Consider the following 21,644-nt stretch of genomic DNA (forward strand, 5'->3'; position numbering starts at 1 on the left):
TGCACACGGCGGTGTCAATGACACGCTGGGTGTATGAAGATCCCTTTTCTGGGCCACCGGCGGGAGAAGCCCGGCGCCCGCGACCCCGAGGGCATCGCCGAACTCCTCGCCGAATGCGAGCTGCTGCGCTCGCAGGCGTCTCGGGAGGGCGTCCAACTCGACGACACGGCAGCCTCGTTGGAGGCACTGGACCAGCTGGTGCCGCGCTGGCGGGACGACGAGGAGGTGCTGCCCTGGCTCGGCAACGACGCCGGCCTCTATCTCGGCACGGTCATCGTCCGCACGGTCCCCGGCGCCACCTGGGACCTGTGGCCCAGCGGCCAGCCCGTCATCAGGCTCGCCTCCGGTCGGGAGTTCGACGTGGTGGCCACCGGTCACGAGTGGGCCGCCAGCGGCGTGCCCGAACTCTCGCAGCTGTACGCCGAGGTCGCCGAAGCGTGAGTCCCTGGCCCACGCGCCGACGTAAATACGGCTAATGCCCGAAAGGTGCGTGTCGTGCTCTGGTGCCGATCTTGCCCCGATAAGTTGCGGCACCTACGACACGGCTGAGAGTGAGTAGGGCTGGGCATGGCAATCGATCCGTTGATCGAGCTGCGTGACGTCAACAAGTACTACGGGGAGCTGCATGTCCTGCAGGACATCAACCTCACCGTCGGCAGGGGGGAGGTGGTCGTGGTCATCGGGCCCTCCGGCTCCGGGAAGTCGACGCTGTGCAGGGCCATCAACAGGCTCGAGACCATCCACTCCGGCTCCATCACCCTCGACGGACAGCCGCTGCCCGAGGAGGGCCGGGCCCTCGCGAAGCTCCGCGCCGAGATCGGCATGGTGTTCCAGTCCCTCAACCTGTTCGCCCACAAGACCGTCCTGCAGAACGTCACCCTGGCTCAGGTCAAGGTCCGCGGGACCAAGAAGGAACAGGCCGACAGGCGCTCCCGCGAACTGCTCGAACGGGTGGGCACCGCCGACCAGGCGGACAAGTACCCCGCGCAGCTCTCCGGCGGTCAGCAACAGCGTGTGGCCATCGCCCGCGCCCTCGCCATGGAGCCCAAGGCCCTGCTGTTCGACGAGCCGACCTCGGCCCTCGACCCGGAGATGATCAACGAGGTGCTCGAAGTCATGCGGCAACTCGCCCGTGACGGCATGACCATGGTCGTCGTCACCCACGAGATGGGCTTCGCCCGCTCCGCCGCCCACCGCGTCGTGTTCATGGACGGCGGACGCATCATCGAGGACCGCACCCCCGAGGAGTTCTTCACCGACCCGCGCAGCGACCGTGCCAAGGACTTCCTTTCCAAGATTCTCAAGCACTGAGCGGGGGAGCGCGATCCGTGTCCCCTGCCACCCGTGTGCCCGGCCCCCGACTACCCGATCACCACCCCCACCGACCGCGCGCGGTTCCCCGCGCCGGGGATGAAGTGGGGCGTCGTCCGATGACCACCGCCACCGCGCCCTACGACATCCCGAGCCCCGAACCCCGTCAGCGGCACCGGACCCACGGTGACCCTCTACCACCCTCCCGCGTTCGCCGAAGTGCTCCGCTCCGGCGTGCACGGCGTGCACGCCGTGAACACGGCCGGAAAAAGGCCGCGTTCACGCTGGGGCTCCCGCTCACCCACGAGGGGTTCTCCCACGCCGGCCGACCCGGCACGTGGAACCTCGACTACGCTTTGCCGTTCATCCGCTGCTGCCGGGTGGGGGTCCCCACGGCCCCGAGAAGACCTAGGGGGTAGCAGCTCACAGAGCCATACCCGCCCGGCGGCAGCCGGAGATCACTGCTCGCGCAGCGGAATCGACACGTACGACGGGTCGGAGACCGGCGAGGAGAAGGTCAGCTGCGCGCCGGACGGGTTGTGCTCGACGTAGAGCGGGTCCACCGTGTCGACCACCAGGGCCAGCCGGTGCCCTGCCGGGACGTCGTAGGCCGTGGAGTACAGCTCCAGGTCGACGCCGAACGGCTTGCCGGGTGTCTGCCCGTGGAAGGTGTACGGCGCGTTGCTGACCAGCTTGCCGAGGCCGAGCGGGCCCACGTCGTAGAGGTAGGCGACGAGGGTGCCGCTCTCCTTGGTCGGAGTGAGGGTGGTGTGCAACCTGGTGGTGCCGCGCACCTGTCGGGCCGTGCCGTACTTCTCCGACTGCCACACGGCGGCCCAGCGCCTCGGGAGCAGCGGGATCGAGGCGAGCGGGGGCAGTTGGGCGACCTGGTCGAGGATGCTGGACAGGAAGACCACCCCGCCGTTCGCCCCGGAGTCGACGTTCGCCCGGATCGTGGTGGTGCCCGCGAGGGCGATCTTCTGCCGGGTCGCGCCGACCGACTTCCAGTCCGGATAGCCCTCGTAGCCGCCCGCGGAACGGGACTTGAGCCGCACGGGCTGCTCACGGTCGATGCCGTTGTCCTCGCCCCGGAGGTAGTGGTCGAACCAGCGCTCGGTGTCCGTCCACACGTCGTTGGGCAGGCCGAACAGTCCGGTGAGCTCGGCGGTCGCGTGGTCGCCGGGCCGGAACTCCAGTCTCTTGGGCCCGGTGAGCTTCTCGTAGAAGTCCGCGTACTGGTTGGGCGGGAAGACCGTGTCCCCCCACGCGTTGGCCATCATGACCGCGGCGCCGTTCTTGTTCAGCTGGTCCACGTACGTGACGGCGGAACGTTTCTTCCCCCAGTCGAGGATGTCCTGTTCCCGCGACAGGTCGGAGGCGTAGAAGTCGTCGAAGATCTGCCGTAGTTCGGCGCTCTGGCGGCCGGTGACCAGGCTGGCGCCGTCCAGCAGCCCGGCGGCCTGGACGTGCTGGGTGCGGCCGGAGTAGATCGAGCCGATCAGGTCGGCCCAGCCGCTGAGGGCGGCGACCGCCTTGACGCGCTTGTCGTGTGCGGCGGTGATCAGGCTGATGCCGGCGCCGTACGAGACGCCCGCCATGCCGACCTTCCGCGCGTCGGACGGGGTGTTGGCGAGCGCCCAGTCGATCACCCGGGACGCGTCGGCCGTGTCGGGTGGGCCCGCGACTTCTATCTCCCCGCCGGACTGCCAGAAGCCCCGCACGTTGTAACTGACCACGACGTAACCGGAGTCCGCGAGTTTCCGGGCCTGGGCGAGGTACTCGACCTGGGGCAGGCCCCAGCTCGTGGGCAGCACGAGGAGCGGGTAGCGGCGCGTGCCGTCGGCCCCGGCGGGGGTGATGACGTTGGCCTTGAGGACGGTTCCGCCGTCGCCGGTGATGTCGACGAAGCGGACGGCGGTGGCGGCCTGGGCGGCGGGGGCGAGCCCGAGGGCGCTGCCGGCGATCAGCGTCGCCGAGACGGCACCCACGGCGGTCGTACGCAGGGCCTTGCGATGGTGTCCCACGGGTCACTCCTGACTTGTTCACTCGTGTCAGTGCAAAGTGACCAGACGGTAACCTCGCTTTCTTACCGGAGGTAACCCGTCAGTAAGTTACGTGCGAGTAACGATTGTTGAAATGTGCTGGAACCTAGGACGCGCGGTGGGAGTTGCGCGGAGCCGCGGGCGTGGGCAGGGGTGCCTGTGCCTCCCGGGTGACGTCCGCGACCAGCTCGACGACATCGGGGCCGTACGCCTGCGAGTTGACGACCTTCAGGAGCAGGACGAAGGCGGTGTCGCCGTACTTGCGGGTCAGGCGTTCGTGGTTGCGGGCGAGATAGCGGGTGGTCGCCTGGTTGGTGATGGCGGTCTGACCGCAGAAAAGGAACACCGGCCGGGTCCCGTGGCTCTGGTCGACGGTGAGCCGGGCCAGGAGTGTGTACTCGGCCCGGCCGACCTCCACGCGATAGCGCTCGGAGCCGACCTGGAACGCGCCGCGGTCCGGGCTCGGTTCGCTGTCCACGTTGACCCGCACACCGGGAAGGAGTGAGGACAGATGGGCTGCCATACGGCGGTTGGACGCCGGGCCGCCCACGCAGAACTCCGTGCGTTCACCGAAACCCTGTCGTGCCGCGTCGTGCGGGACGACCTGGGCGTGTGCGTTGCAGTCCTTGATCAGCGCGGCCAGTTCGAGCAGTGCGAACACGTCGTAGCGCATCACCGCCAGCTCGGGGCCGGCGGCGCCGCGGTTGACCACCAGGAGCGACTCGGAGTTGTCGGGCAGCCCGAAGAAGGCCTGCTTGCGGCGGAGCTTCCGCTTCCACAGGTAGGTGCGGGCCAGCCAGCCGAGCGCGGCACTGATACCGGCGGCCACCACACCCAGAACGATGTTGCGCACGTCGTCATTCATGGGCGCGCATGCTAGCGGGCGAACGCAAACCAGTGTTCGAAACCGACTCGTTGAGGGCACGCTGACGAGGGCATGGCGATCGCATAGGCTGCGCGGACGGTCTCTGACTGGAGGTTCGGATGCGTCGCCGCCCTGTCGCACGGAAACTGTCGGTTCTGGCGGTCTCGGCCGTCGTGGTCTCGGTGGGGGCCGCCGCGCCACCCACGGCCCGGAGCACACCCGTCCAGAAGGTCCCGCTGGCCGTCGGCTACGGCGGCGCGGTCGCCAGCGTCGACGCGGACGCCTCCGCCGCCGGCATCGAGGTCCTGAAGAAGGGCGGCAACGCCGTCGACGCGGCCGTCGCCACCGCCGCCGCGCTCGGTGTCACCGAGCCCTACTCCTCCGGCATCGGCGGGGGCGGCTACTTCGTCTACTACGACGCCCGGTCCCGAGCCGTCCACACGATCGACGGACGTGAGACCGCCCCCCGCACCGCCGACTCCGGCCTGTTCCTGGAGAACGGCAAACCGCTCGCCTTCGCGGACGCCGTCAGCAGCGGCCTCGGGGTGGGCACCCCGGGCACGCCCGCCACCTGGCAGAAGGCGCTCGACAAGTGGGGCAGCAAGAGACTCGGCAGCGTCCTGGCGCCCGCCGAGCGGCTCGCCCGCGACGGGTTCGTCGTCGACGACACCTTCCGCTCCCAGACGGCGTCCAACGAGACCCGCTTCCGCTACTTCCCGGACACCGCGAAGCTGTTCCTGCCCAACGGCGCGCTCCCGGTCGTGGGCTCCACCTTCAAGAACCCCGATCTCGCCCGCACCTACGCCCAGTTGGCGAAGGAGGGCGTCGGTGCGATGTACCACGGCGACCTCGGCGAGGACATCGTCGACACCGTGAACAAGCCGCCCGTGGACCCCGCCTCCGGCTGGAACGCCCGCCCGGGCGACCTCTCCGAGAAGGACCTCGCGGCCTACCGCGCCAAGCTCCAGAAGCCCACGAAGACCTCCTACCGCGGTCTGGGCGTCTACTCCATCGCGCCCTCCTCCTCCGGCGGCACGACGGTCGGCGAGGCCCTCAACATCCTCGAGAACACCGACCTGTCGAAGGCCACCGACGTCCAGTACCTGCACCGGTACATCGAGGCGAGCCGGATCGCGTTCGCGGACCGGGGGCGCTGGGTCGGCGACCCGGCCTTCGAGGACGTACCGACCAAGCAGTTGCTGTCACAGCGCTACGCCGACTCGCGGGAGTGCCTGATCAAGGACGACGCGGTCCTCACCAGCCCCGTCGCGCCCGGCGACCCACGCGACCCGGCGGCCTGCGCCACCGGGGGAACGGCGGCGCCGACGACGTACGAGGGCGAGAACACCACGCACCTGACGGTGGCCGACAAGTGGGGGAACGTCGTCTCCTACACGCTCACCATCGAGCAGACCGGCGGCAGCGGCATCACGGTGCCCGGCCGCGGGTTCATCCTCAACAACGAGCTGACCGACTTCTCCTTCGCACCGGCCAACCCGGCCGTCCACGACCCGAACCTGCCCGGGCCGGGCAAGCGGCCGCGCTCGTCGATCTCCCCGACGATCGTGCTGGACCGGCACGACAAGCCGGTCGTCGCGCTCGGTTCGCCCGGCGGCGCGACCATCATCACGACCGTGCTGCAGACCCTGACCCGGTTCCTGGACCGCGGGACGCCTCTGGTCGACGCGATCGCCGCACCGCGCGCCAGCCAGCGCAACGCCGCCCAGACCGAACTCGAACCCGGCCTCTACGACAGTGGGCTGCGGACGCGGCTGGAGGCCATCGGGCACTCCTTCAAGCTCAACCCGGAGATCGGCGCCGCGACGGCCGTTCAGCGGCTGTCCGACGGGAGGTGGCTGGCCGCCGCCGAGAAGGTACGTCGCGGCGGCGGCTCGGCGATGGTCGTGCGGCCGGCCGGCTAGCGGTCACAACTCGGGCGCGGGCGGCAGCTCCTCCGTACGGAAGGCGAGCCGCCCGTCCTCGACGTCCACCGTCACCCGGCCGCCCTCGGCGATCCGGTCGTCCAGCAGCAGCCGGGACAGCTGGTTGTCGACCTCGCGCTGGATGGTGCGGCGCAGCGGCCGGGCGCCGTACTCGGGCTGGTAGCCGCGCTCGGCGAGCCAGTCGACGGCCGGGTCGGTGATGTCCACCGCGATGCCCTGCGCGTTCAGCAGCCCGCGGGTCCGCTCCAGCAGCAGGTTGGTGATCCGCCGCAGCTCCGCGGCGGTGAGCTGACGGAAGACGACGACCTCGTCGATGCGGTTGAGGAACTCGGGCCGGAAGTGCTCCCGCAGCGGCCGCAGGATCTGCTCGCGCCGCGCCTCCTCGTCCGCCTCGGCGCCGCCCGCCCCGAACCCGATGCCGGTGCCGCGCCGGATGATCGCCTCGGAGCCGAGGTTGCTGGTCATGACGATGACGGTGTGGGTGAAGTCGACCGTCCGGCCCTGGGAGTCGGTGAGCCGTCCGTCGTCGAGCACCTGGAGGAGGATGTTGAAGACGTCCGGGTGCGCCTTCTCCACCTCGTCCAGCAGGAGCAGCGAGTACGGGTGCCGGCGCACGACCTCGGTGAGCTGGCCGGCCTCCTCGTGGCCCACGTACCCGGGCGGCGCGCCGACCAGACGGCTGACGGTGTGCCGCTCCTGGTACTCGCTCATGTCGAGGCGGACCATCCGCTCCTCGCTGGCGAACAGAGCCTCGGCCAGCGCCCGCGCCAGCTCGGTCTTGCCGACGCCGGTCGGGCCGAGGAACAGGAAACTGCCGATCGGCCGGTCGGGGCTGGCGAGCCCGGCGCGGGAGCGCAGCACCGCGTCGGAGACCACCCGGACCGCCTCCTCCTGGCCCACGACCCGTTCGTGGAGATGCCCTTCCAGGCCGAGCAGCCGGTCCTTCTCCTCCTCGGTGAGGCTGCTGACCGGAATGCCGGTCTGCCGGGACACCACCTCGGCGATGGCTTCCGCGGTCACCTCCAGGTGCTGTCCCTCGTCGCCCTCGACGCCCCCTTCGGCCTCGTCGATCCGCTGCTTCAACTCGGTGATGCGGTCCCGCAGTTGCATGGCCTGCTCGTACTGTTCGTCCGCGACCGCCTGGTCCTTGTCCCGGACCAGCTGCTCGACCTCGTGCTCCATGGCCCGTACGTCCGTGCCCTTGGTCCGTGCCCGCAGCCGCACGCGGGCACCGGCCTGGTCGATCAGGTCGATCGCCTTGTCCGGCAGGCGCCGGTCGCTGAGATAGCGGTCGGACAGCTCGACGGCCGCCACCAGGGCCTCGTCGGTGTACCGCACCTGATGGTGGGCCTCGTAGCGGTCGCGCAGCCCGCGCAGGATCTCGATGGCGTCCGCGGGGGTGGGCTCCGGCACCAGGATCGGCTGGAAGCGGCGGGCCAGCGCCGCGTCCTTCTCGATCCGGCGGAACTCCTCCAGGGTCGTCGCGCCCACGATGTGCAGCTCGCCGCGGGCCAGGGCCGGCTTGAGGATGTTGCCGGCGTCCATGGACCCGCTGTCGCCCCCGCCACCGGCGCCCACCACCGTGTGCAACTCGTCGATGAAGACGATCAGCCGGTCGGAGTTGGCGCTGATCTCGCCGACGATGTTGTTCAGCCGCTCCTCGAAGTCGCCCCGGTAACGGGTCCCGGCGACCACCCCGGTCAGGTCCAGGGCGAACACCCGCCGCCCGACGAGCACGTCCGGCACGTCACCCTCGGAGATGCGCTGGGCGAGCCCCTCCACGATGGCGGTCTTGCCGACGCCCGCGTCACCGATGAGGACCGGGTTGTTCTTGCCGCGCCGGGAGAGCACCTCGATGGTCTGCTCGATCTCCTGGTCCCGCCCGATCACCGGGTCGATACGGCCCTGCCGGGCCAGGTCGGTGAGATCGCGGCCGTACTTGTCCAGCGTGGGCGTGCCCGTGGCGGCGGGCCCGGGGCGCTCGCTGCGGGACTGTCCGCCGTCCGCGGCCGAGTCGGGCGGCAGGCCCGAGGGCGCGAAGTGGGCCGAGTTGAGGATGTGCCCGGCCGCCGAGTCCGGGTTCGAGGCGAGGGCGCTGAGCACATGCTCGGGGCCGATGTGGCCGGCGCCGCGCGCCCGGGCCAGGTCGTGCGCGTCCAGCAGGGCGCGCTTGGCGGCCGGGGTCAGCGACAGCGAGGTCGGCGGCGGCACCTCGCCCGGCGGATGCTGGACCGGCCCCGAGCGCTCGTCGATCTCCGACGCGAGCGAGTCCGGATCCGCACCGGCGCGGCTGAGCAGACTCCGGGTCGGCTCGGCGGACAGCGCGGCCCGCAGCAGGTGCTGGGTGTCCAGGTCCCGGCTGCCGTGCTCGGCGGCGTACTGGGCGGCGCCCCGCACCAGCTCCCGCGCGGGCTGACTGAGCAGCCGCCCGAGGTCGATCTGGCGCGGACCGGGACGCGGTCCGCCGAAGAAGCGGGCGAGGAATTCTCCGAAGGGGTCGTACCCTTCTGAGCCGGTGAAGCCGCTGGTCATGGCGTTCCCATCCGGCGTCCCTACGGGGCCCGGGACGCCCTCGCTGATCGACGTGCCGGGGTCGGGTAACCCGGGTGGCAGTCGGTTACACCCCTGGGCGTGCTTCGTAGAACACCTTCGCACGATCGGTGGGAGGGGGCATGTTCAGGCGGAGGGTGCCCTGCGCTCGGCGGTGCCCTGTTCGCGCCGATGCTCATCGCCCTGGTGGCCGACGACACCGGGCTCGTGGGCGGCGGCGGACGCGTCGCACCCACGTCCGCCCCCGCTCAGCGTGCCGTCAGGATCCGGGGCCCCGCGTCCGTGATCGCCACCGTGTGCTCCGCGTGGGCCGCGCGGGAACCGTCGTTCGTGCGCAGGGTCCAGCCGTCCGGCGCCTCGTGGTAGCCGTCCGTGCCGCCGCCGATGAGCATGGGCTCGATCGCGAGGGCCATGCCGTGCCGCAACCGCAGCCCGCGTCCTGGCCGGCCCTCGTTCGGGACCGGCGGGTCCTCGTGCATGCGCCGGCCGATCCCGTGACCGCCGAAGCCTTCCGGGATGCCGTATCCCGCGGCCCGGCACACCGTGCCGATCGCGTGCGCGATGTCGCCGACGCGGTTGCCCACGACCGCCGCCCCGATGCCCGCCGCGAGCGCCCGCTCGGCGGTCTCGACCAGGCGGACGTCGGCCGGGCGCGCTCGGCCCACCACGAAACTGATCGCCGAGTCGCCGGCCCAGCCGCCCAGCTCCGCTCCGCAGTCGATGGAGACGAGGTCCCCGTCGCGCAGGCGGTAGGCGGTCGGGATGCCGTGCACGATCGCGTCGTTCACGGAGGCGCAGATGACGGCCGGGAACGGCGTGGGCGCGAACGAGGGCCGGTAGCCGAGGAAGGGTGAGCCCGCGCCGGCCTCCCGCAGCACGTCGTGTGCCACCTCGTCCAGCTCCAGCAGGGAGACCCCCACGTCGGCGGCGTCGCGGACGGCCGTCAGGGCACGTCCGACGACCTGTCCCGCCTCGTACATGGCGTCGATCGATGTATCCGTCTTCAGCTCTACCATGCCAATTACTATACCGGTATTACAATGACGGTATGGTGCGCACCCCCCTCACTCCCGAAGAGCGCGAACGCGGCGAACGTTTCGGCCGCCTCCTGCGCGAGGCCCGCGGCGGCCGCAGCATGACGGAGGTCGCGGCCGAGGCCGGAATCTCCGCGGAGACCCTCCGTAAGATCGAGACCGGCCGTGCGCCGACGCCGGCGTTCTTCACCGTGGCGGCGCTGGCCCGCGCGCTCGGTCTGTCGATGGACGAACTGGCCCAACGGTGCGCGTTGGCGGGGGTCTGAAGGGCGCTCGTCGGCCGCCTGACCCGCACTCGGTCGAGGTCGCGCGATGAGCCTCATGCACTACGCCGGAAAACTCCCCGTAGCGCCCCCGTAACACGACTGGTGTTGCCTACGGAGCGGAGTGCTCCGGTCTGGCGGGAGTTGAGCGATGACTTTGGATCAACTCCCCGGTCGAGTGCGGGAGTTCGCGAACTACCTGGACGGTCTGCTGGCCCGCCTGGACCAGGGCGCCGGCTGGTGCGGCGTGTTCTGGCAACGCGACCCCGAGGGCATGCGGGCCTGCCTCGACGGGCGTGAGATACCGCCCTGGGACGTGGTCGAGGCCCTCCTCCAGGACTTCGCGACCGAGTACGGCGCCGCCGTGGCCGCCCCCGAGGTGGACCGGGCCCGCCCGCTGCACGCCGCCGCGCTCGTCGCCCACGACGCCCGGCCCGGTGGCCGTGACGCGCTGGGCGACCGCTTCGACGTCATGCTCCGCGAACAGCGCTACGCCGCCGAACGGCAGGCCGAACTGGGCCGCGCACTCGCCTCCGCCACCACCCGGCAAGAGGCCGACACCATCCGCCTCGACCTCGCCTGGGCCCGCGACGACCACGAGCGCGCGACCCGCCGCTGCGCCGAACTCCGCGCCCGGATGGAGGACCTGGACCAGCGCTCGATGGGGGCCCGGGCGCGCGACGCCTACGGCAGCCGTCCGCCGGCCGGTCGCACGGCCTACGGAGAGGCGCCGGGTCCCACGGGTGTCCATGACACGTACGGCACGTCCTCCGGCGGTCGTGACTCCGACGGCGCCGTCTCCGACACGCACGAGGCGTACGTCCCGTCGTGGTCCCACCCCGCCCCGCCGGACGACCGTGACGGGTACGGCACACCACCGGGCCGGCGCGACGACGCGTACGACGATCCGTACGACGGCGGGTTCCCCAGCATGCCGCAGCAGCGCGACGAGCGGTCCGCACCCGAAACGGAGGACGACGCCGGGCAGGCCGGTCACGGCCACGCGGCCGCCGCCTCGCACCACTCCCTTCCCGCCGCCCCGCAGCCCACGGCTCCAGCCCCGCAGGAGCAGCCCGCGCCCGCCGCCAGACAGCGCAAGCGGCGCCGTGGCGGTGCCCGGTTCGCCGGGATGGCCGAGGAGGAGGCCACCCCCGTGGTCGTCCCCCCGGCGGCCGTACCGGACCTGCCCGCCCCCCGTGCCCGCACCGGCCGCGGCCTGCGCGGAGCCCGGTACGCCAGGGCCGCGGACGCTGACGTACGTCCGCAGTCGCAGGCCGAGCCGCTGGACGAGGCGGCCCGGCGCGAGTCCGCCGGGGTCGTGCAGAGGCTGAGCCGGCTGCGCGGCGAGGGCCGCAGCGGCGAGGCCCACGCCCTGCTCGCCGAGCTGGCCCACTGGCCCGCCGCACGCTACCCGCTGCTCGCCGCCGACATGCAGCGCGCCGGCCTCGGCGCCGACTGGGCGACCCTGCTGTGGGAGGCGGCCTCCCTGTCACCCGGCGGGCTGGTGGCCGCGGCCGACGCCCTGACCGCCGCCGGGCACGTCGCCGACGGGGAGCAGATCCTCAGGCAGGGCGTGGGGCGGCCCGCCGACGAGATGGGGCGCGCCGTACTCGGGCTGACCGCCGAGGGCCGCCACCGCGAGGCCCGCACGCTCCTGCACGTGTACGTCCGCGCCCGCACCCCGGAGGAGGTCGCCGGCAGCGTCGAGCCCGATCCCCAGACCCTCCTCCCGCTCCTGCTGGAGGCCGCCCGGGGCATCCCGGGCGAGCGCCACCGGGACCTGCTGCACGCCCTGCGGGTCGCCGGTCACCCCGCCTGAGAGACGGTCGTACCGCCCTTCTCACTCACCCACAGGAGTGTGAAACGTGATCGACTCAGCGGGTTAACGACGATGGTCTTGGCAAGGCTCCCGGTGAGGCTTACGTTCGTGCCTCTACGACCTGCGTCTACGGGCGTAGAGGCTCTGACGACCCGCCGAAGGAGCAGCTCATGGCCAACGTCGTACGTGCCGCCCTCGTCCAGGCCACCTGGACCGGCGACACCGAGTCCATGGTGGCGAAACACGAGGAGTACGCCCGCGAGGCGGCCCGCCGGGGTGCGAAGATCATCGGTTTCCAGGAGGTCTTCAACGCGCCCTACTTCTGTCAGGTCCAGGAGCCGGAGCACTACCGCTGGGCCGAGCCGGTGCCCGACGGGCCGACCACCCGTCGTATGCAGGAGCTCGCGCGCGAGACGGGCATGGTGATCGTCGTCCCGGTCTTCGAGGTCGAGCAGTCGGGCTTCTACTACAACACCGCGGCCGTGATCGACGCCGACGGCACCGTCCTCGGCAAGTACCGCAAACACCACATCCCCCAGGTCAAGGGCTTCTGGGAGAAGTACTACTTCAAGCCGGGCAACGTCGGCTGGCCGGTCTTCGACACCGCCGTCGGCAAGGTCGGCGTCTACATCTGCTACGACCGGCACTTCCCCGAGGGCTGGCGGCAGCTGGGCCTCAACGGCGCCCAGCTCGTCTACAACCCCTCCGCCACCCACCGCGGGCTCTCCTCCCACCTGTGGCGCCTCGAACAGCCGGCCGCGGCCGTCGCCAACGAGTACTTCGTCGCCGCGATCAACCGGGTCGGCGTCGAGGAGTACGGCGACAACGACTTCTACGGGACGAGCTACTTCGTCGACCCGCGCGGACAGTTCGTGGGCGACACCGCCAGCGACAAGACGGAGGAACTCGTCGTCCGCGACCTCGACTTCGACCTCATCGAGGACGTACGGCAACAGTGGGCGTTCTACCGCGACCGACGACCCGACGCCTACGACGGGCTGGTGCAGCCGTGACCAAGGACCTGCTGGGCCGCCACCGGAGCGTCCTGCCCGACTGGCTCGCCCTCTACTACGAGGACCCGCTGGAGATCACCCACGGCGAGGGACGCCACGTCTGGGACGCCGAGGGCAACAGGTACCTCGACTTCTTCGGCGGCATCCTGACGACGATGACCGCGCACGCCCTGCCCGAGATCACCAAGGCGGTGACCGAACAGGCCGGGCGGATCATCCACTCGTCGACCCTGTACCTCAACCGGCCGATGGTCGAACTCGCCGAGCGCATCGCCCAGTTGAGCGGCATCCCGGACGCCCGCGTCTTCTTCACCACCTCCGGCACCGAGGCCAACGACACGGCCCTGCTGCTGGCGACGACGTACCGGCGCAGCAACACCGTCCTGGCGATGCGCAACAGCTACCACGGCCGCTCGTTCAGCACGGTCGGCATCACCGGCAACCGCGGCTGGTCGCCCACCTCCCTGTCCCCGCTGCAGACCCTGTACGTCCACGGAGGCGTGCGGACACGGGGCCCCTTCGCGGCGCTGAGTGACGCCGAGTTCATCGACGCCTGCGTCGACGACCTCAGGGACGTCCTCGGTCACACCCGCCCGCCCGCCGCCCTGATCGCCGAACCCGTCCAGGGCGTCGGCGGCTTCACCTCACCGCCGGACGGCCTGTACGCGGCCTTCCGCGAGGTGCTCAAGGAGCGCGGCATCCTGTGGATCGCCGACGAGGTGCAGACCGGCTGGGGCCGCACCGGCGACCACTTCTGGGGCTGGCAGGCGCACGCGCAGAACGGTCCGCCGGACATCCTCACCTTCGCCAAGGGCATCGGCAACGGCATGTCCATCGGCGGGGTCGTCGCCCGCGGCGAGATCATGAACTGCCTCGACGCCAACAGCATCTCGACGTTCGGCGGCACCCAGATCACCATGGCGGCCGGCCTCGCCAACCTCACGTACCTGCTGGAACACGACCTCCAGGGCAACGCCCGGCGGGTCGGCGGGCTGCTCCTCGAACGGCTGCGGGCCGTCGCCGCGCACGTTCCGGCCGTCCGGGAGGTGCGCGGACGCGGGCTGATGCTCGGCATCGAGCTGGTGAAACCCGGCACCGACCAGGCCGACCCGGACACGGCGTCGGCCGTGCTGGAAGCGGCCCGCGAGGGCGGACTGCTCATCGGCAAGGGCGGCGGCCACAACACCAGCGCCCTGCGGGTCGCCCCGCCCCTGTCCCTCACGGTCGCGGAGGCCGAGGAAGGCGCCGCGATCCTCGAAGGCGCTCTGAGGAGCATCCAGTAGCACCATCCCGAGCAAGGGAAACACCGCCATGACCACCACCCCGGACACCTGGGAGCCAGTGGAACCGACCCTGTCGGTCCGCCAGGTCCTCGCCCTGGAACGGGTCCTCGCCGGGGAGCCCGAGGTGGTGGCCGGCGCGAGCCAGCTCGACCGTGCCGTGCGCTGGGTGCACGTCGCCGAGGCGGCCGACGTGGGCGTGATGCTCAGCGGGGGCGAGATGGTGCTCACCACCGGGGTTTTGCTCGCCGGCGACGAGGGCGCGCAGGCCGACTACATCCAGTCCCTGCACCGCGCCGAGGCGGCCGCCGTCGTCCTGGGCCTGGGCCGCGCGTTCCCCGCCACGCCGGACGTGATGCGGCGGGCCGCCGAGCGGTGCGGGCTCCCGATGGTCGTGCTCCACCGGCCCTTCCCCTTCGCCGAGCTGACCGAGGAGGTCCAGGCCCGCCTGGTCCGGCGGAAGTTCGCCGCCGTCAGCCTGTCCGAGGCCGTACGGACCGCCCTCACCGGGCTCATCACCGCGGGCGCGCCCCTGCAGCACCTGCTCGACGAGGTCGCCCAGCACAGCGGCTGCCCCGTAGTCGTCACCAACCTCGCGCACCGCGTCCTCGCCACGGCCGGCGAGCGGCCCGCCGTGGACGACGTGCTGCGCGACTGGGAGCGCATCGCCCGCCAGGCCGGCGGCAGCGAGGGCGACGGCTGGATCCGCGCCGAGCTGGCCGGGCGCGGCGAGCGCTGGGGCCGGATCACGCTGTGCGGCTACCGCGGGGACACCGCCACCGGCCGGCTGCTCGCCGACCGGGCCGCCGAGGCGCTGGTGCTGCACCGCATGCTCGGCGGCACCTCCGCGCACACCTGGGAGGAACAGTCCGCGCAGGGCCTGCTGACCGACCTGGTCAGCGGGGTCGTACCGGCACGGCAGCTGCTGCCCCGGGCCCGCGCGGCCGGACTGCCCGTCAACCGGCGCACCTTCGTCCCGCTGGTGGTCCGCGACGGTGAGACGCCCCAGCTCGACCGCGTGCTGCGCATGCTGGGGCTTTCCGGCATCGTCGCCGAACTGGCCGACGGTGCCGTCGCCGTCCTGCTGAGCCTGGCCCGGGACCAGGACGCGCCCGCCCTCACGGCGCACTTCGTGGCGCGGCTGCGGACCGAGTCCGGCTCGTCGAAGGCCGTGGTGGCGGCGGCCGACGCGTGCACCGGCTGGGACGACGTCCCCGCCGGACTGCGCGAGGCCCAGCACGTCGCCGACGCCGTGGCGGACTCCTCGGCCGTGCTGGACCTGCCGGCCGTCGTACGCCTCAAGGACGTCCATCTGCGCGGGCTGATCCGGCTGCTGCGCGACGACCCGCACGTGCAGTCCTTCGCGGAGCGCGAACTGGACGGGCTGCTGTGCGCGACCGGGGACGACCTGCTCGCCGTCCTGCGGACGTACCTCGCCTCCGGCCGCAACAAGTCCCGCACCGCACAGCTCCACCACGTCTCCCGGCCGGCGCTGTACCGCCGACTGGAGGCGATACAGGCGCGGCTCGGTGTCGACCTCGACGACTTCGAGCAGGCCGCCTCGGTGCACATCGCACTCCTCGCGCACGACGCGCAACAGGGCTGAAACGTGGAACGACCTGGGAAAACGGCGGTGAAACATGGGCCCACGGCAGAGTGACACCGTGGCACGCCGCACGCCCTCAGACGTGACACGGTGCAACTCAAAGACCACCACGCGACTTCCTAGGCTCACGGCACACCGAGCGACCGGAGGTCCCGATGAGCACAGTGATCCGTGCCGCCCTCTTCCAGACCGCCTGGACCGGCGACAAGGAGTCGATGATCCAGGTACACGAGCAGGCGGCGCGCGACGCGGCCGCACAGGGTGCTCAAGTCCTGTGCTTCCAGGAGCTGTTCTACGGGCCGTACTTCTGCCAGGTCCAGGACAAGGCGTTCTACGAGTACGCCGAGCAGATCCCGAACGGCCCGATCGTCAAGCGCTTCCAGGCACTGGCCAAGGAACTCGGCCTCGTCCTCGTGCTGCCGATGTACGAGGAGGAGCAGCCCGGCGTCCTCTACAACACCGCCGCCGTGATCGACGCGGACGGCTCGTACCTCGGCAAGTACCGCAAGCACCACATCCCGCAGGTGCCCGGCTTCTGGGAGAAGTTCTACTTCCGCCCGGGCAACAGCGGCTGGCCGGTCTTCGAGACCGCCGTCGGGAAGATCGGCGTCTACATCTGCTACGACCGGCACTTCCCGGAGGGCTGGCGGGCGCTGGGGCTGGAGGGTGCCGAGATCGTCTTCAACCCGTCGGCGACCTCACGCGGCCTGTCCGCCTACCTGTGGCAGCTGGAGCAGCCGGCCGCGGCCGCCGCCAACGAGTACTTCGTCGGAGCGATCAACCGGGTCGGCGTCGAGGAGCTGGGCGACAACGACTTCTACGGGACGTCGTACTTCGTCGACCCGGAGGCCCAGTTCGTCGGCGAGGTGGCCGGCGACAAGGAGACCGAACTGGTGGTCCGCGACCTGGACCTGGCCAAGCTGCGAGAAGTCCGCGACCGCTGGCAGTTCTACCGCGACCGCCGCCCGGACGCGTACGCCCCGATCACCGCGCCGTAGCAGGCCGGTACCCGCGCCCCGGCCGGGGCGCGGGGCACCGCGCGACCAGCCACCCACGACCCGCACTTTCGACCACGAACCAGCGGAGCGTCCACGCATGAGCAGCCGTACCGTCATCCGTGGTGGCCTCGTCGTCACCGCGTCCGACGAGATCCACGCAGACGTCCTGATCGAGGACGGCCGCATCGCCGCCCTCGCCGCCTCCGGCACCGCGGCCGCCGAGGCCTGGACGGCCGAGCGCACCCTCGACGCCACCGGGAAGTACGTCATCCCGGGCGGCGTCGACGCCCACACCCACATGGAGCTGCCCTTCGGCGGCACCTTCGCCTCCGACACCTTCGAGACCGGCACCCGGGCGGCGGCCTGGGGCGGCACGACGACCATCGTCGACTTCGCGGTACAGAGCGTCGGCCACTCCCTGCGCGAGGGCCTGGACGCCTGGCACGCCAAGGCAGAGGGCAACTGCGCGATCGACTACGGCTTCCACATGATCGTCTCCGATGTGAACCAGGAGACGCTCAAGGAGATGGACCTGCTGGTGGAGGAGGGCGTCACCTCCTTCAAGCAGTTCATGGCCTACCCGGGCGTCTTCTACAGCGACGACGGCCAGATCCTGCGCGCCATGCAGCGCTCCGCCGAGAACGGCGGCCTGATCATGATGCACGCCGAGAACGGCATCGCGATCGACGTGCTGGTCGAGCAGGCGCTGGCCCGCGGCGAGACCGACCCGCGCTACCACGGGGAAGTGCGCAAGGCGCTCCTCGAAGCCGAGGCCACCCACCGGGCGATCCGGCTGGCCCAGGTCGCGGGCGCCCCGCTCTACGTCGTGCACGTCTCGGCGATGGAGGCGGTCGCCGAACTGGCCAGGGCACGCGACGAGGGCCTGAACGTCTTCGGCGAGACCTGCCCCCAGTACCTGTTCCTGTCGACGGACAACCTCGCCGAGCCGGACTTCGAAGGCTCGAAGTACGTGTGCTCGACGCCCCTTCGCCCCAGGGAGCACCAGGCGAAGCTCTGGCAGGGCCTCAGGACGAACGACCTCCAGGTCGTCTCCACCGACCACTGCCCCTTCTGCTTCGTGGGCCAGAAGGAGCTCGGCCGCGGCGACTTCTCGAAGATCCCCAACGGCCTGCCGGGCGTCGAGAACCGTATGGACCTGCTCCACCAGGCCGTCGTCGACGGGCACATCTCGCGCCGGCGCTGGATCGAGATCGCCTGCGCGACCCCGGCCCGGATGTTCGGCATGTACCCGAAGAAGGGCACCATCGCCCCCGGCGCCGACGCGGACGTCGTCATCTACGACCCGCACGCCGAGCAGATCGTCTCCGCCGAGACGCACCACATGAACGTCGACTACTCGGCGTACGAGGGCAAGCGCCTCACCGGCCGTGTCGAGACCGTCCTCTCGCGCGGCGAACTCGTCATCACCGAGCGGGAGTACACCGGGCACGCCGGGCACGGCGTCTACACCCCCCGCTCCACCTGTCAGTACCTCAACTAGGAGTGGCGCCCATGGACTTCGGACTCGTCCTGCAGACCGACCCGCCGGCCTCGAAGGTCATCAGCCTGATGAAGCGGGCCGAGCGCAACGGCTTCACCTACGGCTGGACCTTCGACTCCGCCGTGCTGTGGCAGGAGCCGTTCGTGATCTACAGCCAGATCCTGTCCAACACCAGCAAGCTGAAGGTCGGCCCGATGGTCACCAACCCGGGCACCCGCACCTGGGAGGTCACCGCCTCCACCTTCGCCACTCTCAACGACATGTTCGGCAACCGCACGGTCTGCGGCATCGGCCGCGGCGACTCCGCGATGCGGGTCGCCGGCCGCAAGCCCAACACCCTGGCCCGGATCAGCGAGGCCATGAAGGTCATCCGGGCGCTCGGCCGCGGCGACGAGGCCGACCTCGGCGGTACGGTCGTCAGGTTCCCGTGGATCAGGCCCGGCGCCGAACTCCCCGTCTGGATGGCCGCGTACGGCCCCAAGGCGCTGAAGATGACCGGGGAGGAGGCCGACGGGTTCATCCTCCAGCTCTCCGACCTCTACCTGACCGAGTACATGGTGAAGGCGGTCAAGGACGCGGCCGTCGCCGTCGGCCGAGACCCCTCCGAGGTGAAGATCTGCGTCGCCGCCCCGGCGTACGTCACCGAGGACGACTCGCCCGAGGCGCTCGCCCACGCCCGCGACCAGTGCCGCTGGTTCGGCGGCATGGTCGGCAACCACGTCGCCGACCTGGTCTCCAAGTACGGCGAGCACTCCGCGGCCGTACCCGACGAGCTCACCGAGTACATCAAGGCGCGCGAGGGCTACGACTACTCCCACCACGGACGCGCCGACAACCCCGACACCCAGTTCGTGCCCGACGAGATCGTCGACCGGTTCTGCGTCATCGGTCCGGTCGAGAAGCACATCGAGAAGCTGCACGCGCTGCGCGAGCTGGGCGTCGACCAGTTCGCCGTGTACGACATGCACGACGCCCAGGAAGCCACCATCGACGCGTACGGCACGAAGGTGATCCCGGCCGTCAACGCCTGACCCAGCCCCGCACCGCTCAACTCCCCATCCCCCCACTCCAGTTCCTCCCTCCCCCTGCCCGGGGGAGGGAGCCGGAGCCCGCACGGCCTTTCCGGACCCACCCTTCATTGATTGGCCTGCCCATGACCGACACCGCTCCCACGGCCATACCGCCGTCCGCCCAAGTCACCCTCGCCGACGGCCGGGTGGAGCTCGCCCCGGGCGCCCCCGCCCCGAGCGGCCCCTACGCCAACGAGGACCTGCTGCCGGTCCCGGTGGAGAAGCGCACCTGGACCACGTACAACTTCTCCGCGCTGTGGGTCGGCATGGCCCACAACACGGCGTCCTGGACCCTGGCCTCGGGTCTGATAGCCGTCGGCATGGACTGGAAGCAGGCGGTGTTCACCATCGCCCTGGCCAACGTGATCGTGCTGGTCCCGATGCTCCTCACCGGGCACGCGGGACCGAAGTACGGCATCCCCTTCCCGGTCTTCGCCCGCGCCTCCTTCGGTATCCGCGGCGCCAACCTCCCCGCCGTCGTCCGCGCGTTGGTGGCGTGCGGCTGGTTCGGCATCCAGACCTGGATCGGCGGCGAGGCGATCTACTTCCTCGCCGGGAAGCTCATCGGGAACGGCTGGAGCGACGCCGGTTCGTTCGGCGGCCACCCCTGGACCATGTGGCTGTCGTTCGGGATCTTCTGGGCGATCCAGGTCGCGATCATCTACCGGGGCATGGAGACGATCCGCCGCTTCGAGAACTGGGCTGCGCCCTTCGTGCTGGTCGGCGCACTGGTGATGCTGATCTGGATGAGCAACAAGGCGGGCGGCTTCGGCCCGCTTCTCGACCAGCCCTCCAAGCTCGGCTGGGGCGCCGACTTCTGGAAGCTGTTCTGGCCGTCCCTCATGGGCATGATCGGCTTCTGGTCCACGCTCTCGCTGAACATCCCCGACTTCACCCGGTACGGCAAGAGCCAGAAGGCGCAGACGTGGGGGCAGGCCCTCGGCCTTCCCACCACGATGACGCTGTTCGCGCTGCTGTCGGTGATGGTCACCTCCGGCTCGCAGGCGGTCTACGGCGAGACCATCTGGGACCCGGTACAGCTCGCCGCCAAGACGGACAACGTCGTGGGTCTGCTGTTCGCACTGGTCACCGTGCTGGTGGCGACCCTGTCCGTGAACGTCGCGGCCAACCTGGTGTCGCCGGCCTTCGACTTCTCCAACATCGCGCCCCGCCGGATCACCTTCCGGGCTGGCGCCCTCGCCACCTGTGTCATCGGCGTGCTGATCTTCCCCTGGAAGCTGTACTCCGACCCGCAGGGCTACATCTTCACCTGGCTCGGCCTGGTCGGCGGTCTGCTCGGCACGGTCGCCGGCATCCTCATCGCCGACTACTGGATCCTGCGCCGCGGCAAGCTCGACCTGACCGACCTGTACCGCACGGGCGGCCGCTACTGGTACGAGGGCGGCTGGAACTGGCGGGCCGTCGTCGCCTTCGTCGTCGGCGGCGTGCTCGCCGTCGGCGGCGCCAGCTTCAAGCCGCTGATCGACGGAAGGCCCGTCCCGGCGCTGGAACCGCTGGCCGACTACGGCTGGGCGGTGGGCCTGGGTACGTCGATGGTGCTGTACGTGGCGCTGATGCTGGCGCGTGGAAGGGACCGCCTGGAGGCGTGAGGCCGAACGCCGTGCCGCTGGAGGGCGGTTGGGAGGGCACTCAGCTCTTCCGGCCGTCCTCCAGTGCCGCGACCGCCTCCTTGGCGGCCTTGATGGCGCCCTTGTTGATCTCGTCCGTACTGGGCGCCTTCCTCGACTCGAAGTCGCTGCCGTTGTACGTGACGGTCACCAGCGCGTTCGACGCGAGCACCATCACCACACCCTCGCGGGTCTGCTGCTTGTCCTCGGTGGTGAGGTTCACGACGGAGTACGCCGAGTCCCCGAGCCCCGGGACGTCCCCGCCGCCGCTCTTGTCCGACACGTTGCCCTGGTACGACTGCCGCGCCTTGTCGTCCGAGTCCGTGATCTCGTAGGAGACGTCCAGCCAGCGGTAGTCGTACCCCTTGAGGGCGTTCCACGAGCAGGTGCGGCGCAGCTTCGAGTCCGTGGACGGAATCTCCTTGCCGGCCGTCTTGGCGCCCGGCACGAGCGACTTGACCGTCTTCTCGGCGAGGCTGTCGCACGGGGCGGGTGCGGTGGGGTAGGCCTTCGACGCGGCCGCCGTCGCCGGCGCGGACGCGGACTGCGTGTCGGTCTTCTGCGCCTCCTTGTGCTCGGCGGCCGAGGTCGCGGCGAACGGACCGGACGTCAGCGCCCAGCCCGCCGTGGCGAGCACGACGACGGGCGACAGGCGCGCGGTGAGGGCGAGCGGCAGGGAGAGAGAACGCACGGCGCACTTTTCGTGGGGGACGGTGCGGAA

17 protein-coding genes are annotated in these 21,644 nt (G+C 70.9%); 12 read left to right on the top strand and 5 right to left on the bottom strand.

Translation table 11 applies throughout. The features are described 5' to 3' along the window. Nucleotides 1-33 precede the first annotated feature (33 nt). A complete protein-coding gene (locus AQJ84_RS02215; protein ID WP_030040845.1) occupies nucleotides 34-441 on the top strand; it encodes a DUF6278 family protein in 408 nt (135 codons plus the stop codon). 126 nt (nucleotides 442-567) lie between these two features. Beyond that, entirely contained in the window at nucleotides 568-1,311 is a 744-nt protein-coding gene (locus AQJ84_RS02220; RefSeq protein ID WP_030040844.1) for an amino acid ABC transporter ATP-binding protein, read from the top strand. A gap of 458 nt (nucleotides 1,312-1,769) precedes the next feature. Here the strand turns inward: AQJ84_RS02220 and AQJ84_RS02225 are convergent, their stop codons facing one another. Both AQJ84_RS02225 and AQJ84_RS02230 read right to left on the bottom strand, forming a co-directional pair. Continuing rightward, the gene (locus tag AQJ84_RS02225) at nucleotides 1,770-3,335 is read right to left on the bottom strand and encodes a CocE/NonD family hydrolase (RefSeq protein WP_030040843.1); all 1,566 of its coding nucleotides are present in this window, start codon (nucleotides 3,333-3,335) and stop codon (nucleotides 1,770-1,772) included. Between the two features lie 124 nt (nucleotides 3,336-3,459). After that, nucleotides 3,460-4,218: a hypothetical protein gene (locus AQJ84_RS02230; protein WP_030040842.1), complete on the bottom strand. Its 759-nt coding sequence runs from the start codon at nucleotides 4,216-4,218 to the stop codon at nucleotides 3,460-3,462. 119 nt (nucleotides 4,219-4,337) lie between these two features. Here AQJ84_RS02230 and ggt point away from each other — a divergent pair, with 119 nt between their 5' ends. Further along, nucleotides 4,338-6,140, top strand: coding sequence for a gamma-glutamyltransferase (ggt, locus tag AQJ84_RS02235; protein WP_198536260.1), 1,803 nt, complete (start codon nucleotides 4,338-4,340; stop codon nucleotides 6,138-6,140). Between the two features lie 3 nt (nucleotides 6,141-6,143). Here ggt and AQJ84_RS02240 read toward each other — a convergent pair whose 3' ends face one another. Continuing rightward, nucleotides 6,144-8,693, bottom strand: coding sequence for an ATP-dependent Clp protease ATP-binding subunit (locus AQJ84_RS02240; protein WP_030040840.1), 2,550 nt, complete (start codon nucleotides 8,691-8,693; stop codon nucleotides 6,144-6,146). Nucleotides 8,694-8,959: 266 nt separating this feature from the next. Further along, the gene (gene map, locus AQJ84_RS02245; RefSeq protein ID WP_030040839.1) at nucleotides 8,960-9,727 is read right to left on the bottom strand and encodes a type I methionyl aminopeptidase; all 768 of its coding nucleotides are present in this window, start codon (nucleotides 9,725-9,727) and stop codon (nucleotides 8,960-8,962) included. A 32-nt stretch (nucleotides 9,728-9,759) separates the two neighbouring features. On the opposite strand from map, the gene AQJ84_RS02250 reads away from it, so the two are divergent. From AQJ84_RS02250 to AQJ84_RS02290, 9 genes are all read left to right on the top strand, one after another. Beyond that, the gene (locus tag AQJ84_RS02250; RefSeq protein WP_030040838.1) at nucleotides 9,760-10,011 is read left to right on the top strand and encodes a helix-turn-helix domain-containing protein; all 252 of its coding nucleotides are present in this window, start codon (nucleotides 9,760-9,762) and stop codon (nucleotides 10,009-10,011) included. A gap of 148 nt (nucleotides 10,012-10,159) precedes the next feature. Further along, the gene (locus tag AQJ84_RS02255) at nucleotides 10,160-11,827 is read left to right on the top strand and encodes a hypothetical protein (protein WP_053190287.1); all 1,668 of its coding nucleotides are present in this window, start codon (nucleotides 10,160-10,162) and stop codon (nucleotides 11,825-11,827) included. Nucleotides 11,828-11,997: 170 nt separating this feature from the next. Then, complete coding sequence (locus AQJ84_RS02260; RefSeq protein ID WP_030040835.1) at nucleotides 11,998-12,840, top strand: nitrilase-related carbon-nitrogen hydrolase; 843 nt, start codon at nucleotides 11,998-12,000, stop codon at nucleotides 12,838-12,840. Beyond that, complete coding sequence (locus tag AQJ84_RS02265) at nucleotides 12,837-14,123, top strand: aspartate aminotransferase family protein (protein ID WP_030040834.1); 1,287 nt, start codon at nucleotides 12,837-12,839, stop codon at nucleotides 14,121-14,123. The genes AQJ84_RS02260 and AQJ84_RS02265 overlap by 4 nt, the downstream gene beginning before the upstream one ends. A gap of 28 nt (nucleotides 14,124-14,151) precedes the next feature. Then, nucleotides 14,152-15,726 (top strand): PucR family transcriptional regulator, encoded by a 1,575-nt coding sequence (locus tag AQJ84_RS02270; protein ID WP_053190286.1) that lies wholly within the window; start codon nucleotides 14,152-14,154, stop codon nucleotides 15,724-15,726. Nucleotides 15,727-15,881: 155 nt separating this feature from the next. Then, nucleotides 15,882-16,724: a nitrilase-related carbon-nitrogen hydrolase gene (locus AQJ84_RS02275; RefSeq protein WP_053190285.1), complete on the top strand. Its 843-nt coding sequence runs from the start codon at nucleotides 15,882-15,884 to the stop codon at nucleotides 16,722-16,724. A 97-nt stretch (nucleotides 16,725-16,821) separates the two neighbouring features. Next, the gene (gene hydA, locus AQJ84_RS02280; protein ID WP_030040831.1) at nucleotides 16,822-18,225 is read left to right on the top strand and encodes a dihydropyrimidinase; all 1,404 of its coding nucleotides are present in this window, start codon (nucleotides 16,822-16,824) and stop codon (nucleotides 18,223-18,225) included. Nucleotides 18,226-18,236: 11 nt separating this feature from the next. Further along, nucleotides 18,237-19,256 (top strand): TIGR03842 family LLM class F420-dependent oxidoreductase, encoded by a 1,020-nt coding sequence (locus tag AQJ84_RS02285; RefSeq protein WP_053190284.1) that lies wholly within the window; start codon nucleotides 18,237-18,239, stop codon nucleotides 19,254-19,256. A gap of 122 nt (nucleotides 19,257-19,378) precedes the next feature. Continuing rightward, nucleotides 19,379-20,905, top strand: coding sequence for an NCS1 family nucleobase:cation symporter-1 (locus AQJ84_RS02290; RefSeq protein ID WP_030040829.1), 1,527 nt, complete (start codon nucleotides 19,379-19,381; stop codon nucleotides 20,903-20,905). A gap of 40 nt (nucleotides 20,906-20,945) precedes the next feature. Here AQJ84_RS02290 and AQJ84_RS02295 read toward each other — a convergent pair whose 3' ends face one another. After that, the gene (locus tag AQJ84_RS02295) at nucleotides 20,946-21,614 is read right to left on the bottom strand and encodes a hypothetical protein (protein WP_030040828.1); all 669 of its coding nucleotides are present in this window, start codon (nucleotides 21,612-21,614) and stop codon (nucleotides 20,946-20,948) included. Nucleotides 21,615-21,644 lie beyond the last annotated feature (30 nt).

Source organism: Streptomyces resistomycificus (assembly GCF_001514265.1).
GTDB classification, from domain to species: domain Bacteria; phylum Actinomycetota; class Actinomycetes; order Streptomycetales; family Streptomycetaceae; genus Streptomyces; species Streptomyces resistomycificus.

Coding starts and splice junctions, on each gene's coding strand:
- AQJ84_RS02215 (WP_030040845.1), top strand. CDS start 34: ATGAAGATCCCTTTTCTGGGCCACCGGCGGGAGAAGCCCGGCGCCCGC.
- AQJ84_RS02220 (WP_030040844.1), top strand. CDS start 568: ATGGCAATCGATCCGTTGATCGAGCTGCGTGACGTCAACAAGTACTAC.
- AQJ84_RS02230 (WP_030040842.1), bottom strand. CDS start 4,218: ATGAATGACGACGTGCGCAACATCGTTCTGGGTGTGGTGGCCGCCGGT.
- ggt (WP_198536260.1), top strand. CDS start 4,338: ATGCGTCGCCGCCCTGTCGCACGGAAACTGTCGGTTCTGGCGGTCTCG.
- AQJ84_RS02240 (WP_030040840.1), bottom strand. CDS start 8,693: ATGACCAGCGGCTTCACCGGCTCAGAAGGGTACGACCCCTTCGGAGAA.
- map (WP_030040839.1), bottom strand. CDS start 9,727: ATGGTAGAGCTGAAGACGGATACATCGATCGACGCCATGTACGAGGCG.
- AQJ84_RS02250 (WP_030040838.1), top strand. CDS start 9,760: ATGGTGCGCACCCCCCTCACTCCCGAAGAGCGCGAACGCGGCGAACGT.
- AQJ84_RS02255 (WP_053190287.1), top strand. CDS start 10,160: ATGACTTTGGATCAACTCCCCGGTCGAGTGCGGGAGTTCGCGAACTAC.
- AQJ84_RS02260 (WP_030040835.1), top strand. CDS start 11,998: ATGGCCAACGTCGTACGTGCCGCCCTCGTCCAGGCCACCTGGACCGGC.
- AQJ84_RS02270 (WP_053190286.1), top strand. CDS start 14,152: ATGACCACCACCCCGGACACCTGGGAGCCAGTGGAACCGACCCTGTCG.
- AQJ84_RS02275 (WP_053190285.1), top strand. CDS start 15,882: ATGAGCACAGTGATCCGTGCCGCCCTCTTCCAGACCGCCTGGACCGGC.
- hydA (WP_030040831.1), top strand. CDS start 16,822: ATGAGCAGCCGTACCGTCATCCGTGGTGGCCTCGTCGTCACCGCGTCC.
- AQJ84_RS02285 (WP_053190284.1), top strand. CDS start 18,237: ATGGACTTCGGACTCGTCCTGCAGACCGACCCGCCGGCCTCGAAGGTC.
- AQJ84_RS02290 (WP_030040829.1), top strand. CDS start 19,379: ATGACCGACACCGCTCCCACGGCCATACCGCCGTCCGCCCAAGTCACC.